Origin of the sequence: Kitasatospora sp. NPDC101801 (genome assembly GCF_044766665.1) — a bacterium.
GTDB lineage: Bacteria > Actinomycetota > Actinomycetes > Streptomycetales > Streptomycetaceae > Kitasatospora.
The window spans coordinates 91,409-107,990 of sequence record NZ_JBIWML010000024.1; the positions used below are offsets into that span (position 1 = coordinate 91,409).

The following is a 16,582-nucleotide window of genomic DNA, read 5'->3' on the forward strand; positions in this document are numbered from 1 at the left end:
GCAGCCTTGATCAAGGGTGTGGGATACGCCTCAGTACGGAGCGACGGCCGCCTGCGCGTCGTGATGGACCCGGAGGGCTTCGACGCCCTCCTGCAGATGTTCGAGCGCCGCCAGCGCCACCTGCCCGTGCCTGAATCTGCCCTTGACTACCTCCGGCAGTACCGCACCCCCGTTTGTGCCGCGGACCTCCAACAAGGCGGGATGTCGCCCTGCATGGAGCCCGTCGAGGTGGGACAGCGCTGCGGCTCACACGCGGCCCTGGACCAAGTTCATCCCGGCGCCACGCCTGAACTCTCTTCACTCTCCGCGAGCGCGCCGCTTCTGGGATCTGCTCGTCGAGAAGAGGTGGATGCAAGGGACCCGCCAGAATCGGATGTCCCAACAGCTGGAACTCTCCTCCTCGACTATCAGCCGATCCGTCAGCGAGCTGCGTTCCGTCCACCTGGTCGTCAAGAGCCGCTGGGAGGCGGGTATCCAGCCCCACCCGGCGGTCGCCTTCTTCGGCACCGCCGACGCTCAGCAAAGGGAACTCGAACGTCTGGCTGCGTTCGAGCGCGCGGCCTTCAGGCACCTTGAAGCAGCAGCCTGACCGCCATTCACCCGCCAGGAGCGCCACCTCGCCGCCTGTGGGCCGTTTCCGGCGGAAACGGCCCGAGCGCCCTTCGTCTGATCCCCGACAGCACGCTGTGGTCACGACCGGCGGCGCGGCCTGGGAGCGCCTGTCCTAGGCATTCGGGACAATGCCCGTGCCCCTGCCCCGACTGCTGGAGTCCGATGTGCCGGTGACCTCTCGTCCACTCCCGTCCTCGCTCACCCCTTCCGCCGGCCGCATCCCGGTACAGGCCGGACTGGAGGGACTCACCGCGAAGGAGTTCACCAGAGCGCTGTCAGCCGCCGCAGCCGGACAAGGCGTCGACGCGCTCCGGGATGAAGCGGTGCGCCGCGTCGGATCAGGAGAGCTCCCTGTGCGCGACCTGCGGACGGTGCTGCTGGAGATCGAAGGGGAAAACTGGCAGCCCGCCCGTGAGGCCGTGCTTCAACGCCTTCGCTCCCAACCAGAACTCGCCCCGTCACTGCTCTCGATCCACACCCAGATCGCCGGTCTTCCTGCCGCGTGCCCGGTCGAGGCCCCGCTCGGTCTAGCCACGGAGGCTGGGCACCGGTGCGCAATGGCCCTCGCCCTTCCGTCGGGCCCGGTGACCGGACCGGAGCGGACGGCGGAGACGAAGAAGGCGGCACGGCAGCTTGCCTCAGCTGCACTACTCGCCCTTCTGGCAGGCCAGCGCACCGAAGAGCACCCGGCCGCCGAATCCCCGGCCGCGGCCGACGATCCCGGACTGCTCATCCCCTCGCCCTCTCTGACCCCGGAGAACGTCGGGCACGTCTGGGACCACCTCTCTGCGGACCGTTTCTCCGATGCCCTTCGCGGAGCACTCCACTTGGCTACTCCCCCGGCCGGGCTGTCGGAAGCACTGGCCCAGCGGGCTGACGTGGGCCAGATCGGCCCCCGCGACTGGCTGGCCCTGCTTCAGCGCCCCGCCTCCCCCGCCTGGACGCCTCTCCAGGACCTCGCCCTGGACGCCGCTGGCCGAGTACCGGGGCTGGCGGCCGGGATCGTGAACCTGCTCCGTCAGGCCGAGCAGGCCCCGCCGGTTGAGTTCGACGCTCAGCGGCGGGGTCCTGATCACCATCCCGAGCACACCGTCACGGCGTCGTTGCAACTGCGCCGAGGAAGAACTACGGGCCGGCCAGGTGTCGGCCGGTCCAAGCGACTGGCGGTGGATGCCGCGCTCACGTCGCTGCTCGCCGCTGCGACGGGCCTGCGCGAGCCGGACAGTCTCCCCCGGTCCTCCCCCGGCGACGGAACGGTGGCACCGGCGTCCATGGAAGTGGTGATGCCACTGCCGCGCAGCCCGAAGCCCTCCCGGTCCGAGCCCGCCGAATGGCAGGGCCCGCAGGAGGCACTGAAGTGGGCGGTGGCGCATGGATGCGCGCTGACGACGGCCCCGGGACGGCCCGGCTGGCTGGTGCTCTACCGGCCCGACGGGCACGCGGTCAGTGCGGCCCGCCCACCGTTTCCGGCGGAAACGGCAACCGAGGAACTGGTGCTCGCCGACGAGCGCGGGGCCGTGCGGGCGGCGCAGGTCTCCGGCTGGTCGGTGCCCCTGGAGCACCTGTTGCCCGTCCTGCTGGCCCCCGGGCCGGCTGCGCACCGATCGGTGGCTGGGTGGGCGGCCGTGGTCGACTTCGCCGCGCGGGTCATCGCGGACGGGGCCGTCTACCCCGCGATCGACCCGACGGGCCGGGACGTGTGGCGGCCAGTGCCGAGCGAGGCCTTCGACGCCGCCCTGAGAGTGGCTGCGGCCGCGCTGCCGCCCGAGGGCCACGCCGCCCTGACCGCCAGCGAACCACTGTGCGTGCGGGACGCGGCCGGCGCCGCCGCAGACGTCGTCGACCATGTCGTGGATCTCCTGGTGCGCGGCCCCGGTGCGGCACTCCTGTACGGCGATGGGGCGTTCGCCTCGACGCCTGCGGTGCAGCCCCCGGGGGTGCGAGCGTGGACTGACGGGATCGAGCGGGATCTGGACCACCGGCCGGAGCCGGTCGCGGTGCTGACGGTCGGCATCCCGGAGACCACGGCGGCGGGGGAGATGCTGCTGCCCGTCCGGATCGGGACCGACCAGCAGGGCACGGCGGTGGGGGAGTGGCACCAGCGGCCGCTGCGCCGGGTCCTTCGGCGCGCGGCCGCGGTGTGGAAGCCCCTGGAGCGCGCAGCCTTCGCGGACGCAGGGGAGGGGTTCGCGTTGAGCGTCCAGGAGGCGGGGGAACTGGTCGGTGCGGATCTCGCCGGGCGCCTCACCGAGGCCGGGATGCGGATCGACTGGCCAGGGTCACTGGTCGGGGGACTCGCCAGCCACACCGTGATCGGTACCGGCTCGGCAGGTCCCGACGGACGGGGTCTGAGTATGGAGGCCCTGCTGGACTGGCGGTGGCAGGTCACCTTGGACGGTGCGGACCTGCGGGAAGACGAAATGGATCTGCTGGCCGAGGCGCACCGGCCGCTGGTCCGGCTGCGGGACCGGTGGCTACTGGTCGACCCGGTGACACTGGCCCGGGTCCGGCACCGCGTGCTGGAGCAGTTGCCGACCCGCCAGGCGCTCACCTCCGCGCTGGCCGGGGTCCTCACCGTCGGGGGTGAGCTGGTGCCGTGTCGGCCCGCGGGCGGGCTGGCACTGGTGGTCGAGGCCCTGCGCGGCGGCGAACGCGGCCGCCAGCCGGTCGCAGTCTCGCCAGATTTGAAGGCGACCTTGCGGCCCTACCAGCATCGCGGCCTGGAGTGGCTGGCGGGCATGGCCGCGCTCCGGCTGTGCCCGGTGCTCGCCGACGACATGGGCCTGGGTAAGACGCTGCAGACCTTGGCGTTCATCCTGCACCGCCGCCGCGCTACCGCCGGGCCGGTCCTGGTCGTCTCCACCACGTCGATGCTCGATCAGTGGCAACGCGAGACCGCGAAGTTCGCCCCCACCCTCACGGTGGTGCGCCACCACGGCGCCGGACGCCAGCTCCCCGAGGTGCTGGCCCCCGGCACGGTGGTCCTCACTTCCTACGGCACGCTCGCCCGGGACGCCGCCGTGTTCGCCGCCCGGCCGTGGGACCTGGTGGTCGCCGACGAGGCGCACCTGATCGCGGGCAGCGACGGCCTGGCCGCCCGGGCGATCCGCTCACTCACGGCTGAGGACCGGCTGGCGCTCACCGGGACGCCGGTCAACAACCGCTCGGCCGAGCTGTGGCGGCTCCTGGACTGGCTGAACCCGGGCTTGTTCGGCACTCTCAGCACTTTCCAGCGGCTCATCGGTCGCCACACCGACCGCGATGCCGACAGCGAGCAGGCTCGGCTTCTGCGCCGCCTGACCGGACCGTTCGTGCTGCGCCGACTGAAGTCCGATCCGGAGATCGCAGCAGATCTCCCCGAGAAGATCCGCACACTGCACCGGGTGGAGCTGTCCACCGAGCAGGCCGCGCTCTACGAGGCACTGGTCCGGGAAACGCTGGAGGACCTGAACACGCGGCCTCGCCGCGCCCGCCCGGGCCGCGTCCTGGCCCTCCTGCACTCGCTGCGCACCATCGTCAACGACCCCGCGCTCTACCTGGGGGAGGACCCCGGGAAGGTGGCAGCCGACATCCCCCGGGCCCGGGAGCGCTCGGCCAAGTTGGACGAGTTGCTGCGGATCGCCGATGCCGCGCGACGCGGCGGCGAGCAGATGCTGGTGTGCGTCAACTACGTGCAGATCGGGCACGTGCTGGCTGCCTGCCTGACTGCCGCCGGCCACGGGGCGGCGTTCTTCCATGGCGGACTGACCGCGAAGGAGCGCGCGCACCTGGTGCAGGAGTTCCAGGCGGGCCGACTGCCGGTGCTGGTGCTGTCAGTCAAGGCTGGAGGGACGGGCCTGACGCTGACCGCCGCGACACAGGTCATCCACTACGACTCTCCGTGGACCAGCAGCGCGCTGGAGCAGGCGTCGGACCGCGCCTACCGGATCGGGCAGACCAGGACCGTTCACGTCCGCCGCCTGCTGGCCACCGGCACAGTGGAGGAGCGCATCGACCGGTTGGTCACCCACAAGGGCGACCTGGCCGACGCCGTCCTCCCGTCGGGGGAGATGGACCTCGCACACCTCGACGACCAGGCCCTGTCCGCCCTCGTCTCGCTCGGGAGCCGCTGATGACCACCACCCCGCCCGCGCCCGCCGCCCCCTCCCAGGTCGGGGTCGGCCCATTGTGGGCCGAAGCCTTCCTCGATGCCGTCGCCGCCGCTGTGGGCAGTCACCGCACCCGGCTGGAAGCCACCAGGGGAATGCCGCACACCGCCTACACCGGCCAGCTCGACACCTCCCGGCCAGGACATCTGCTGTGCTCGGTCACCCTGCCCGGTGCGCCCAAGGCCCGCACCACCATCGTCGTCGGCGCGTTGACCGAGACCCAGTGGGACGACGTCGCCGCCGCCGTCCTCGGGCACCCCGAAATCCTCGGAGCCGTCCAGACCGGTCGGGTCCACCCCGACCTGCTGGAGGCCGGGAACACGGCCGGGCATCCCGTTCTCCCCCCGGACTTCTCCTTCGACTGCACCGCCCACCCGGCGGCGGCCACCGGGCCGGGCGGCTTCTTCTGCCAGCACGCCGCCGTCCTCGCCCACGCCCTCGCCTCCCGCATCCGCCAGCAACCGGCCGCCCTGCTCGCGCTGCGCGGCTGCTCCCTGGGGCGCCTGCAGGCGAAAGTCAGCTCCGCCCGCCTGTCCGCCACGGCACCCCGTCCGTGTCCCGCCGTGGCGGCACCGGACCCCACTGCCGCCGGCAACCTGGTGCCGCGGCCCTCTTCGGGGATCGCACGGAAGCCGGGGGCGGCGCCGCCGCCAGGCAGCACCGCGGCCGCCTTGCTGTTCCAGCAGTCGCAGGAGCCCGGCCAGGCGGCTGAGGAGCTGGCCTTGCCGGCCATGCCCGTCCTTCCGTCGCCAGTGCCGGCGGTGAGCCCCGGCCTGGCCGCCATCGTGGCGGACGGCGCCGCCCGCGCCCGCGCCGTACTGCGCAGCCGCACGATCGAGGTGGGACTCAATGCGCTGACCGACGCGGTCCGCCACCTGGCCACCCCACGGGGGGCGCCGCTGGCGGAAGCCGTAGCCGAACGCCTGGGGCGGCCTCCCGCCGAGATCCGGCGCCTGGTGGTCGCCTACCGGCACGGCGGTCCGGCCGGCGTCCAGGCAGCGGACGCCCTGACCAAGGCCGACCCGGCATCGGTAGCCGCAGCCGCGGCCGCCATCACGGCCGCGCAGCCCACCGCACGGGGCTCGCTGACCGCCGAAGGGAATGCCCTGTCAGCAGGCGGAGCGCAGGTGCGCCTGGGCTCCGACGGCAGATGGCACCCGTTCGTGGCCGTCCACGGGGGCAGCTGGCAGCCGGTCGCCGGAGCGAGCACCGAGTCGGCGACCGCGTTCCGGGCAGCACGGACAGCACGGCTGTCCGCCCCCAGGTAGTTCGGCTGAGGACTGTTGGGCCGAGCTGGCTCAGCCCCGTTGTAGCGCCTCGGCGCAACAGGCTGTCGATGGAGTCGACCAGCGAGGGGCCCGCGCCACCGGCTCTGAGCACTCGAACCATGACCGCTGCGGTGGCCGGGTCAGCGACGGTCGGACAAGTTGGCGGCCGTCTTCACGATCAGGTCACGGACCAGGATGAGGGATTGATCGCACATGTGGAGCACGTCCTGCTGAACGCGGAGCTTCTTTGGGGGCTTCGCAGCGCGCTGCTCGAAACCTTCCATGTCGAGGCGGTGTGCGACATCGTTCCTTGCAGTGAAGAACACATCCAACGCGTCGAAGCGTCTCTTGGGGATCTGCTGATTGGTGATCCCTAGAGAGGATCCAGCGCGACTACGAAGATCGCTGCTGCCCTGGAAGCTCGCCTTGGTCTTGCTCTGCAGGTAGAGGTTCAGCAGCTCAGCCTGAGGGTCTTGCGCCTTGAGCGCGAGCAAAAACTCGTCGGCCGTCTTGGGTGCCCGCACCTGCTCGTCGATGAAGGTCTCGTACTTGCTCCTCGGTGTGCCTGGCAGGGTAATCAGGGTGGGCACCGCGTGGTGGATGAGCGCTTGGACCGCAGCATCCAAACCAGCCGACGTGAACACGATGGCGGCCCGCAGCAGATCCTGGGCATCCGAGTGCAGTCGTCCGCGGGTCGTCTTGGTGGTGTTCCTTTCTGCACGGGTGCGGCGGACCAGGTGCAGCGTGTCGAACAGGCCCGTCACGCTGTCGTAAGTGCTCACCAACCGCCACCAGGCGGGTACGATCTCCTGGCACTTTCGCGGTCGGATACCGGGCGAACTGAGAACGAGCCTCGTGAGATTCCCGGGCTCCTCAGGGGCCTGCGCGACCGCTTTGGCTACCTCTGCAGTCATCGTGATGCCGGGCATCGGAGCCGAAGCTTGCGCGGCCACCTGCGCTAGTCCGGCTTGGGCGGCAACCCGCTTTGGGTCGGACGGCTCAGGAGCCATTTCGGGGATCCCTTCATACAACGCCGGCAGTTCGATCTATCCATACTCTTGTGCTCCTGTGGGTTCCGGCGCGTTGGCTTGCTCGGATGAGGTCCGAGTCGTGGATCGCTGGCATGGGCTCCTGGGCGGTCAATCTTCCGCGGCAACAGCCCGGGCGACAGCAGACTCCCGGTCTGCGCAGTGGGGATTGCGTTGCGCAGTCCCCTCTGCGCAGCGGATCGCTTGCGCAGAGATTCCTCTGCGCAGACGGTTGCCCTGGATTGCGCAGGATGCCCCGTTGGAGGTGTGGCAGCTCATCGATGCTGGTCACGGGTGCGCAGAGTCTGCGCATGCCGCGTTGGCCGTTGCGCAGGGCAGGTCTCTGCCGGATTGCGCAGAGACCTGCGGCCCGACGGCCCGACGGCGGGCCTGAGCTCCTGCTGTGCTCGCGCCCGCGGCCTGTCGATGGAGGCGCCAGCGCCTCGGCTCGGTGGATGACCTCATGGCGAATCCGCTGTGAGAGTGTCGCTCAGGGCCGGCGGGCGGCGTCGCGGCCGGTTCGGAGCCGCAGGTTCAGGAGTCGCCTGAGTCCGCGCGTTGGGGGTGCGGCCTGGACGACGGGGGTCAGCAGCCAGGTCTCCCAGGAGGCTGCGTCGGTCAGGGCGTGGGGCGGGACGCCGAGACGACCGAGGGCTCCGGGGTAGGCGCGCTCGTAGGCGGTGTTGTACGCCGCGGCGGTCTCCGGTTCGGCGAGCATCCACGGCGCGGGGCAGTGGCTGATGCGCAGGGTGGCGACGTAGGTACGGCGGTTGACGGTGCCATGGAGGAGGCCGTGGTCGATCAGGCCCTGCCAGTGGTCGGCCTCCTCGATGTTCCGGGTCATCTCCCAAGGGGTGATCAGGGCGGTCTGCGTGGCGAACAGCCAGGGAAGGCCGAGAATGCGGAACAGATGCGTTCGGTGCGCGCCGCCGCTGTTGAGGTTGTAGACGGGGCCTTCGGGGCCAGCGATCGTGATCAGGTCGACGGGGCCTTCGTTGTCGAGCAGGTGGTGGCGCAGGAACGCGGGGACGTCGGCTGGGGGTTCGGCGAGGAGTTCGGTGGCGGCGCGCGGGATCCAGGAGGAGGAGCGCTCGTAGCCGGATCGGTTGATGATCCCCCACACGGGATCAGCGGCCTCCACGATCGCGTCGGTGCGGACCCAGCCGCAGCTGACGGAGCGACACCACATCTGTTCTTGGTCGTTGAGGGTCAGGGTCGGGACCTGGGGAGCTTTGGCCCGCAGTTGGACGGCGGCCTGTTCGACGCGGAGGGCGACGCTGACCGCCTCCCACTGCCGGCGCAGATCTGCGATGGCAGCGGTGAGGTCGGCGAGGTGCTGCGGGTCATGGTCGAAGGCGGCTTCGAGGTCGTCGTCGTCCGGGAAGGGGAAGGTCGGCTTGGTCAGGGCGTCGAACGTCATCCCGGGGCCGGCGTCAGGGACGAGGGGTCGGTGATGGGTGTCAGTCTCGAAGGGCGCGAGGACTTCGGGAACGGCTTGGTGGACAGCTGCCCAGCCCATGACGAGGGTTCCGTCGGAGGCCTTGGCGTGAACAGTGCCGTCGGCGTCCACGCGCACCGTCCAGGCCTGGCCGTCCCTGTCGCGGGCGGCGGCGCGTCCAGACAGGGCGGCGGCCAGGTGGAGCGCCTGCGCGCGGGATGAGCGCTCGGGGGTCATGGCGGCGAAGGCGTCCTGCAGCCTGGCGGCGAGTTCGGTTTCGTCCATGTCGAAGAGGTCCACTCGGAACGTCCTTTCGGCAGCGGCCGCGTTGGGGTTCAGCGTCGGATCGGCGGGGCAGTGCTGGGCCCGTAGGCGCGCAGTTGGGCCGGGAGGTGCTGGGGCTTGCGCCACCACGCTTCGAGGCCGCAGGCGCCGAGGGCGGTGGCAAGCGCCGGCCGCATGGCGTCTTCCACGGATCCGCGCAGATTCCAGGCGGCCCGGCCGGGAGTGGAGGTGAGACGCCGGGAAGGGTTCCAGCCGAGATCGGGGATGCCCGTGGTGTCGTCGTCGAGGCCGAGGGGTGGGCAAGGGCGCAGGACGATACCCGGGTCGCCGGGACGGTCAGCGACGGGCAGGCCTGCGAGAGCGGCGCTGCGCCGGACGGCAGCGGTGATGTCGGGCAAGGTGCCAGGGGCGACGGGGGCTGGGCCGGTGGGGCGGGGGAGGGGCGGGGAGGCGAGTTCGACCACGGGAAGGATGGTGTGGTCGACCCGGATCTCCCACAGGGTGAAGGACTGCGCAGCGGCCGCGCCCAGGGCCGGGAGGATCGCGGTCAGGGCGTGCTGGACGGCGTGGACGACGACCTGCTGCGCGCGGTGTGCGGGTTGCTGGTGCTGCTCGGTGGCGGCCGCCGCGACCAGGCGAGGGGAGGGGATCCAGTGCAGGGCTATGAGGCCGTCGCAGTAGTCGTCGTCGCGGAGTGGTTGGGCTGGCCTGAGGTGGACACCCGGGCCGTGGCCGCCGTGGGCTATGGGCAGTCCGGCCAGGTGGAGGGCGTGCATCGTCCGGTCGGCCAGGCCGCGGTCGATGGGCCGGGGGCTGGTTGGCGGAAGGGTCTCGGCCGGGGCGGTGGCGCTCACCGGCGAAGGCCCTCCTCGGCGTCCTTGCGGTCGGCGCGCTGCCGGGCGGTGGCCTGTGCGGGGATGCGGCCGAGGGCGAGCACTTCGTCTCGCACGCCGTACAGCATCCGGTAGACCAGGGCGTCGGTGGCGGCGTCGAGCCAGCCCGCGGTGTCGGCACGCGGTGGCATCGGGCCCAGCGCGGTGGTGAACCAGACGGGCAGGAGACCGGTTCCGGCAACGGCGGCGCCGATGCGGGCGTGGGCGATGCGGACGAGGTGGTCGTGGGCGTCCTGGCCCGCTTCGGCCGCCTCTGCCAAGGTCTGGTCGAAGCCTTGGTCGCGGTCGAGGGCGGTGCGGGCGGCGGCGACGGCGCCCATCAGCCGGTCGGTCTGGGCGGTGGTCGACCTGAGCTTGACGGTGGCCGTGCGGTAGGCGGTGGCGGCTTCGGTGAAGGCATCGCTTCCGAGCGAGGCGCGCGCGAGGGTGCCGCTGGCGGCCAGAACAGCGCTGCGGGCCTGCTCCAGGGAAGCGGTCGCCTCGGTGTAGGCGACCAGGTTGTGGTGATGGCGGGCGCGATCGGCCGCCGGGAGCAGCCGGGCTTCAGCGGCCCGCCCGGCGGCGGCCTTGGTGACCAGCTGGTCGATCTCGTTGTCGGTGGCGTCCAGGTCGACGGCGGCCCCGCCGGCGGCGGTGCGGACGCGCCGCTCCAGCCAGGCGACCCGTTGGCCGAGGTCCTCGACCAGGGTGCGCACGTCCTTGCCCTCTTCGTCGGCCTCGTCGGCCCGCTGCTCCAGGGCCTCGATCTCGCCGGCCTGCTCGCGGAGCTTGTACTCGGCGGAGTCCAGGCGGCTGCTCGTCTCGCTGGCCTGCTGTTCGTGCTCCTCTCGCAGGCCTCGGAGGTCGGACTCGACCTCGTCCACCGAGCGGCTCAGCCGGCGGACCTGCTGCTCCGCGTCGCCGTAGGGGGTGCTCACTTGGTGCCCCCGTTGGGGTCGTCAGGCAGGCCGGTGAGGAAGCTGGCGGCGGCGCAGGCTGCTGCGGCGAGGACCCACCAGGCGCTGAGCGTGCCGGTGGCCACCACGGCGAGCAGCAGGGCGCACACGGCGAGCAGTGCGGCACTGACCCGGTGCCGTAGGTGAGGTCGGCTTTTCGGCAGCGGCTGGGCCTTCCATCCACTGCCCAGGGTGGCCAGGAGGAGGGGGAGGAGTAGCAGCAGCCAGCCCCAGGCCACCCATCCGGGAATTACGGCGGCTGAGGTGAGCGCGGTGATAGCCGCAGCGCCGCGGCGGGTCCACATCGCGAACTGCTCGGTGGCGCGCCGCGCGGGCTCCGCGCGGAGGCTGGGCACCTGCGCGGCGTAGGTGAGGAGGCTGTCGGTGGCTGTTACCAGGTCGGCGAACGCCTGCGGGCGGCCGTCGGCCCCGGGGGTCAGCGCGGCCGCGGTGGCGTGCCGTTGTCCTACGTCTTTCTGCAGTTGCGCGAACCGCGCGGAGACCGTGTCCACCCGTGCCCCTCCATCAGGTCGAAAGCGGCTCCGGCCGCTCGCCTTGGAGGGTATCTATGGGTACTGACAGTTTGGGGCCAGTTTCGGAAAGTAGCCGCTCCGTCCTGCAGCTGCGGGGCGGGCGGCGCACGGCAAGGGGAGGAGCGGGTCGATGGTGTACAGCGCAGAGCAGGTTGGGAGTGAGGAGCCGGCGGGAGCTGGCCGGGGGAGCGGAGTCGGTGGCGGCGGCACCGGGCAGGCCCCTTCCCTTGGTGGTGTCAGGCGGGAGGTGGCGCTGATGCTGGCGGAGACGGTCCGTTCGATCGTCGAGGGGGCACCGCTGCGGGTGCCCGCGGGGGTGGAGTTCACCGAGTCCGTCCAGGAGGAGTTCCTGGCAGTGTTCCTGACCGCTGCCCGCGGGGTGTCGCCCGAGGACGAGGGACGGCTCCGCAAGCAGCTGCACCAGGCGGGGATCTACGCGCCGCCCTGTGTCGAGCTGCCGTCCGCCGCCGGCGATCCGAGGGTGGGGGAGCCGGTGGTGGAGGAGGGCTTCCATGCGATCCACCCGGAGCAGGCCGGCTGGAACATGGAGCGGTGGCTGCTGGCGGTCCCGGGAGACGGTGCCAAGGACTTGGGCCAGTTCGCCGCTACGGGCCTGCAGGAGCACCTGGACACCTCGCCCGATGCCGGGGCCGAGTTGCTGGAGCAGCTGCGCGCCAGCACCGTCACGGTGCACTTCTTCCAGCAGACCGGCTTCGACGAGGACTTGGGGACGGAGTACTTCCAGGGGGTGCTGTACAGCCCGGCCGTTGGGTGGGTCGCGACCGAGCGGCCCGAGCCGCAGGACGACGGCGAGGAACCGGACAGCCTGGTGTGGACCGCTCCGACCCTCGCCGCCCTGGTCGACGCTGCGGGGGAGCACCTGAGCGGGCTGCGTCCGGACGCGGTGGACGGGTTCGGGTGCCGGTGGGTCAGCGGGTACGTGCGTGAGGCGGTTGGGGTCAGCCGGGTGGCTGAGGTCTGAGGCGTCGGGGTCGCTGGCCTACGCCCGGGTGAGCAGGGTCGGGCCGACGCCGAGCCAGGGGCCGACCCCGTGGGTCGGCGCCCGGCGCGGCCGGCCGCTCTGCGACCAGGCGGTGTCGATGACGCGTCGGAGGCCGTCCCGTTCGCTCTCCGGTGCGTGCACGCCGTTGCGGACATCGGCCTCGATGGGCCGCAGCGGGTAGGCGTCGGTGGTGACGCGGCCGCGGGTGTGCTTAGTGGTCGAGTTCGGAAGTCCTTCGGGGGTTGACCGAGCCTCAGGTGGTGGAGGCGCACATCAAGCGATGGATCAGACCGCCCTGTGCGCACCGGTGAGTGCGGGTAGATGCCCTACCGTCCAGCCCTCGGGGCGGTTGACCCACGTCGACACCACATCTATGAGCGGAGTCGGGAGTCATCCCGCCGTGCTCTCCAGCCGTCCGAGGACCTCCAGCAGCGCCCCGGCCTGGCCGTTGACCATGTTCATGGGCTCACTCCCGAAGGTTCTTCGACCAGTCACCCCGAGGGCGATAAGCACGGGCATCACCGACCTGCTTCATCCCTCCGGGAACAACGTCCCCATGGTACGGATACTGCTCCGTCACCGCCGCCAGCAGGAACTCCAGGAAACCGCCCTCGAACACGTCCCACTCCAGCAACGAGTCGAACTTGGCAGCAACCGGCCACCGGTCCGGGTCCGGGCCCCGCATCAGCCAGAAGAAGTGGTCGGAGTTGTAGTTGTTGCCCCACTTCAGCAGGCCGCCCTCGGCCGGGAACAGCGGATACGGACACTCCCTGTAGTCCCCGTCCCGGTAGCACTCGGCCAGCCAGGCGCAGTATCCGTAGGGTTCCGTCGTGTTGTACAGGAATCCCTCGAAGCCGAGCGGCTCCTCGGTCTGGGAACTGGGCGCTTTCGACGGTGTGTAGATGTGCAGTTCGTCCCTGATGCTGACCATCCCGTACCGGTCGGCGAACGCCCGGTAGTCCGCGGGCAGCTGGAATCCAAGCGCCTCGGGCCCGAGCTCCCACGGGACCGGGACAACTCCGCCCGCAGGCGGCGGCCCGATCACCGCGGCGAGCCGGTCCAGCATCTCCTCGATGTTCACGTCTGCTCCCCATCAGCCGCCCGTTCTCGCCGGAGGCTATCTGTTTCCCAGGCGGATGCGCAGGCCGGCCAGCTGCGGCCAGACGGATTTGGCGTGCATGTTCAGGAACAGCTCAAGTTTGGAGCCGGGTGTGTTCCCAGAGCGTGCGCACAGCGGACATCCTGCGGGACAGGCAGGTGTCGGGGTGCGGCAGGATGCGGCCTGTCGTGATCCGCTTCTCGCGATCGGCCTTCCTGCCTTGCCCGTTGCCTCCGCCTGCCCGATCACTTTGACCGCCTCGGAACGCGAGCGGCTGAAGAAGATGGCCTACGGCCACAAGACCGAACACCGGCTCCGTCAGCGCGCCCAGGTTGTTCTGCACGCGGCACGGGGTCGCTCGAACACTCGCATCGCCCGGGAGACCGGGCTGCACCTGGACACCGTCCGCACCTGGCGGGGTCGGTTCACCGGGAACCGACTGCCCGCACTGTCCGACCGCAAGCGGTCCGGGCGCCCGCCCCGCTTCACCGCCCTGCAGGCCGCGCAGGTCAAGGCCCTGGCCTGTCAGCTGCCCGCCGAGAGCGGCGCGCCGCTGTCGCGCTGGTCCTGCCCGGAACTGGCCCGCGAGGTCATCGACCGCGCCATCGCCGACACGATCTCCGCCTCCACCGTGCGGCGGTGGCTGAAGAAGGTGTCAGCGGACACGCCGAGATCCGTTCTGACGGTCAGTCGAATGCCTCGTGGGCGGACATCTGATCTCCCTGTCCGGTGTGACGAGTAGTCACCTGGTCAGGCGAATGTGTGCCGCTGTGGGCTGGGTTGGTCAGGCCTCGCGTATGACGTGATCCCGGTAGTCCTGGAAGGCGTGCCAGCTCGTGGCGCCATCGTGTGAGGTGAGGAAGGTGCCCTCGGAGATGTCGAGGACCCGGCAGCCGACCGCGTCGGCGATCCGGAACACGGCCGGCAGGGCGTCGTTGCTGGTGCCCCTGACATGAAGCATGATCGATTCCACGGGGTCGTCGGAGCCGATGTTCACCTCGACAGACCAGGCCGGGCCGGCGAGGTGTCCCCAGGCCGGATCGGTGAGGTCGGTGCCGGGGATCCACTCGCGCATGGCGGCCGCGATCTGCGCGCGTGAGCCCAGGGGGTCCGAGCGGAAGTCGTCGGGAAGTTCGTCGACCGAGGTGACGTCGGCGGGAGCGGGAAGCAGAAGCAGGTCCCAGCTCATGAAGTCCTCCGGATGGTGTGGTGGTGACCGCGCCGACGATAGCCCTGGCCGGTGACAGGCCGGAGTGTCCGGCCTCAAGCCAGTGGGCGGACTCCGTGTCCGGTAGTGGCCTGCTGGAGGCGGTGGCTGGTGCCTTCGGTGAGGACGATGTGGGCGTGGTGCAGGAGCCGGTCGACGGCTGCGGTGGCGATGGTCTTGGGCATGATCGAGTCGAAGCCGGACGGGTGGAGGTTGCTGGTGACGATGACCGAGCGGCGTTCGTAGGCGGCGTCGATGACCCGGTAGAAGGCTTCGGCGGCGGCCTGGCCGCAGGGCAGCATGCCGATGTCGTCGACGATGATCAGATCACATCGGGTGATCTTGGCGACGGTTCGGGCGACCGAGTTGTCAACGGCAGCTCGGCCCAGGGTCGCGGTCAGCGACTCCAGCGTGAACCAGCTGACCTGCATGCCCTCGTCGATCGCCTTGTGCGCGATGGCCTCGGCGAAGTGGCTCTTGCCCGTGCCCGAGGGGCCGGTCAGGGCGAGGTTCTCCGAGCGGTGGACCCACTCCAGCGTGCTGAGCGCGTGCTGCATCGGCCGCTGGATCGAGGACTCCTCCTCCTTCCAGGAGCCGAAGGTCTTGCCGGTGGGCAGGTTGGCCTGCTTGCGGTGATTGCGCCGCGTCGCCTCGTCCCGGCCCTTGATCTCGCTCTCCAGCAGGATCCTCACCACCTCGGCGGGGTCCCAGCGTTGGGCCCGCGCGGTCGCCAGAACCTCCGGGGCGGCCTTGCGGAGATAGGGGAACCGCATCCGCTTCAGAACGTTCTCCAGGTCGGCCGGGATCGGCGGCGCCGCCGGCGGCGCGGGAACGGGAGTGGGCATCACCGAGCCCAGAACGCGGGCTTCGGAGGGGGTGAGCGAGTCGGCGAAGGCGACGTTGGTCATGGATACGGACCTTTCGAGGGGCCGCCCTGGCGGGCGGCGGTTAGGTTGGTCGGGCCGGGCCCGTCAGGGCCCGGCCCGAGCGAGATCAGGAAGCGGGGGTGCGGCCGAAGTCGGCCCAGGCCGAAGTGCCGGGCTGTGCCGAGTGCTTCTCGTCGCAGACCACCAGGTCGGAGGGCCGCTGGCCGGTGGCGCGATGGCGGACGATCGACATCAGGTCGTCCTCTGCGAACCGGCCGGCCGCGGCCGCGAGTCCCAGGCAGGCGTCGACCTCCAGTCCGCCGACCAGGGCGGCCAGCTCGACGGCGGCGGCCATCTTCACCCGCATCCGGGCGGTGCCCGAGGCCGCGGCCTCCACCAGCCAGGACTTCGCGCCGGGACCGAGCGCGAGGAACGCCTCCTCCGCCTCCGTCGTGGGGCGGGGCCTGGGCGGGCGCGGGGCGCCGCCCGCGTCCTGCGGGTGGCCCGGGTAGTGCGCGGGGTCGATGACCGGCCGGCCCGGCAGAGCGATGCGGTGACGGGCGACCTCGGTCAGCCCGGCCGGGCCCTGCAACCACTCCGGACGGTGCGGGAGTTGGGCCAGGTCGACCACCGCGACGAGCTCGTCCCCGTCGACCCTCACCCACGCCTCCTGGTCGACCAGGCCGGGCGGGGTCGAGTAGCGGACCGACCCGAAGCGGACCGTCTGGTCGGTGTGGATCGTGCGGGACTCACCGAGGGCCAACGTGTGCGGCGTGACGGGCAGTTGGTGCAGCCGCCGGCGCTCGACGTCCAGCGCGGAAGCCGGGGTCCGCCCCGTCTCGCGGTGGGTGCGGGTGTTGACCTGCTGGCAGAACAACGCGCAGGCGCCCCGCAGTTCGGCGAACGAGCCGTAGTCCGGCCGCAAGTTCGCGCCGGTGGGCACCAGGTCGGCCTTGGCGATGCGGACCGTGGCTTCGGAGCCGCCCTTGGACTCCGGGTCGAACGGGACGCAGGTGTGGACCTGCATGCCGTAGTGCTTGCCGGCCGCGACGATCTGCGGGTGGCGAACCGCGACCCCGGCGATCCGGTCCGTCGTCACGGTCTTCTCGTTGTCGGTCAGCGCGTAGGTCGGCGCCCCGCCGATCGCCCGCAACGTGGCGTCGATGCACGAGATCAGCGTCGGCAAGGTGCGGTCCCAGACCGGGATCACCACCCGGAACCGCGACCAGGCCAACCACGCGCAGAACAACAAGGTCTGCCGCGGCTC

Annotated in this window: 15 protein-coding genes; 5 read left to right on the forward strand and 10 right to left on the reverse strand. The window is 71.2% G+C overall.

What is annotated here, in order from left to right:
- Positions 1 to 373 precede the first annotated feature (373 nt).
- The 3 genes from ACIRPK_RS24175 (at position 374) to ACIRPK_RS24185 (ending at position 6,028) form a co-directional block, all read left to right on the forward strand.
- Positions 374 to 589: a hypothetical protein gene (locus ACIRPK_RS24175; protein ID WP_403041476.1), complete on the forward strand. Its 216-nt coding sequence runs from the start codon at positions 374 to 376 to the stop codon at positions 587 to 589.
- 850 nt (positions 590 to 1,439) lie between these two features.
- The gene (locus tag ACIRPK_RS24180) at positions 1,440 to 4,724 is read left to right on the forward strand and encodes a DEAD/DEAH box helicase (RefSeq protein WP_403041478.1); all 3,285 of its coding nucleotides are present in this window, start codon (positions 1,440 to 1,442) and stop codon (positions 4,722 to 4,724) included.
- Positions 4,724 to 6,028 (forward strand): hypothetical protein, encoded by a 1,305-nt coding sequence (locus tag ACIRPK_RS24185; protein ID WP_403041481.1) that lies wholly within the window; start codon positions 4,724 to 4,726, stop codon positions 6,026 to 6,028. Before ACIRPK_RS24180 ends, ACIRPK_RS24185 begins: the two co-directional genes overlap by 1 nt.
- 140 nt (positions 6,029 to 6,168) lie before the next feature.
- Here the strand turns inward: ACIRPK_RS24185 and ACIRPK_RS24190 are convergent, their stop codons facing one another.
- From ACIRPK_RS24190 to ACIRPK_RS24210, 5 genes are all read right to left on the reverse strand, one after another.
- Positions 6,169 to 6,810 (reverse strand): hypothetical protein, encoded by a 642-nt coding sequence (locus ACIRPK_RS24190; RefSeq protein ID WP_403041484.1) that lies wholly within the window; start codon positions 6,808 to 6,810, stop codon positions 6,169 to 6,171.
- 736 nt (positions 6,811 to 7,546) lie between these two features.
- Complete coding sequence (locus ACIRPK_RS24195; RefSeq protein ID WP_403041486.1) at positions 7,547 to 8,794, reverse strand: hypothetical protein; 1,248 nt, start codon at positions 8,792 to 8,794, stop codon at positions 7,547 to 7,549.
- A 35-nt stretch (positions 8,795 to 8,829) separates the two neighbouring features.
- Positions 8,830 to 9,633: a hypothetical protein gene (locus ACIRPK_RS24200; RefSeq protein WP_403041488.1), complete on the reverse strand. Its 804-nt coding sequence runs from the start codon at positions 9,631 to 9,633 to the stop codon at positions 8,830 to 8,832.
- The gene (locus ACIRPK_RS24205; RefSeq protein ID WP_403041490.1) at positions 9,630 to 10,589 is read right to left on the reverse strand and encodes a hypothetical protein; all 960 of its coding nucleotides are present in this window, start codon (positions 10,587 to 10,589) and stop codon (positions 9,630 to 9,632) included. The genes ACIRPK_RS24200 and ACIRPK_RS24205 overlap by 4 nt, the downstream gene beginning before the upstream one ends.
- Positions 10,586 to 11,119: a hypothetical protein gene (locus ACIRPK_RS24210; protein WP_403041493.1), complete on the reverse strand. Its 534-nt coding sequence runs from the start codon at positions 11,117 to 11,119 to the stop codon at positions 10,586 to 10,588. Before ACIRPK_RS24210 ends, ACIRPK_RS24205 begins: the two co-directional genes overlap by 4 nt.
- Before the next feature lie 277 nt (positions 11,120 to 11,396).
- Here ACIRPK_RS24210 and ACIRPK_RS24215 point away from each other — a divergent pair, with 277 nt between their 5' ends.
- The gene (locus ACIRPK_RS24215; RefSeq protein ID WP_403041495.1) at positions 11,397 to 12,122 is read left to right on the forward strand and encodes a hypothetical protein; all 726 of its coding nucleotides are present in this window, start codon (positions 11,397 to 11,399) and stop codon (positions 12,120 to 12,122) included.
- An 18-nt stretch (positions 12,123 to 12,140) separates the two neighbouring features.
- Here ACIRPK_RS24215 and ACIRPK_RS24220 read toward each other — a convergent pair whose 3' ends face one another.
- Positions 12,141 to 12,284, reverse strand: a complete 144-nt coding sequence (locus ACIRPK_RS24220; protein WP_403041498.1) for a hypothetical protein — start codon at positions 12,282 to 12,284, stop codon at positions 12,141 to 12,143.
- 325 nt (positions 12,285 to 12,609) lie between these two features.
- Positions 12,610 to 13,224 (reverse strand): hypothetical protein, encoded by a 615-nt coding sequence (locus tag ACIRPK_RS24225; RefSeq protein WP_403041500.1) that lies wholly within the window; start codon positions 13,222 to 13,224, stop codon positions 12,610 to 12,612.
- 184 nt (positions 13,225 to 13,408) lie between these two features.
- Between ACIRPK_RS24225 and ACIRPK_RS24230 the strand changes: the two genes are divergently transcribed.
- Positions 13,409 to 13,984: a helix-turn-helix domain-containing protein gene (locus tag ACIRPK_RS24230; RefSeq protein WP_403041502.1), complete on the forward strand. Its 576-nt coding sequence runs from the start codon at positions 13,409 to 13,411 to the stop codon at positions 13,982 to 13,984.
- Positions 13,985 to 14,026: 42 nt separating this feature from the next.
- On the opposite strand, the gene ACIRPK_RS24235 is transcribed toward ACIRPK_RS24230, so the two are convergent.
- The 3 genes from ACIRPK_RS24235 to ACIRPK_RS24245 form a co-directional block, all read right to left on the reverse strand.
- Positions 14,027 to 14,431, reverse strand: a complete 405-nt coding sequence (locus ACIRPK_RS24235; RefSeq protein WP_403041503.1) for a hypothetical protein — start codon at positions 14,429 to 14,431, stop codon at positions 14,027 to 14,029.
- A 74-nt stretch (positions 14,432 to 14,505) separates the two neighbouring features.
- Positions 14,506 to 15,294 carry an IS21-like element helper ATPase IstB gene (gene istB, locus ACIRPK_RS24240; protein WP_403041513.1) on the reverse strand — a complete coding sequence of 263 codons (789 nt, stop codon included), beginning with the start codon at positions 15,292 to 15,294 and terminating at the stop codon, positions 14,506 to 14,508.
- 148 nt (positions 15,295 to 15,442) lie between these two features.
- On the reverse strand, positions 15,443 to 16,501 hold the full coding sequence (locus ACIRPK_RS24245; RefSeq protein ID WP_403041506.1) for a Mu transposase domain-containing protein: 1,059 nt from the start codon (positions 16,499 to 16,501) through the stop codon (positions 15,443 to 15,445).
- Between the last annotated feature and the right edge of the window lie 81 nt (positions 16,502 to 16,582).

Coding starts and splice junctions, on each gene's coding strand:
- ACIRPK_RS24215 (WP_403041495.1), top strand. CDS start 11,397: ATGCTGGCGGAGACGGTCCGTTCGATCGTCGAGGGGGCACCGCTGCGG.
- ACIRPK_RS24185 (WP_403041481.1), top strand. CDS start 4,724: ATGACCACCACCCCGCCCGCGCCCGCCGCCCCCTCCCAGGTCGGGGTC.
- istB (WP_403041513.1), bottom strand. CDS start 15,294: ATGCCCACTCCCGTTCCCGCGCCGCCGGCGGCGCCGCCGATCCCGGCC.
- ACIRPK_RS24235 (WP_403041503.1), bottom strand. CDS start 14,431: ATGAGCTGGGACCTGCTTCTGCTTCCCGCTCCCGCCGACGTCACCTCG.
- ACIRPK_RS24175 (WP_403041476.1), top strand. CDS start 374: ATGTCCCAACAGCTGGAACTCTCCTCCTCGACTATCAGCCGATCCGTC.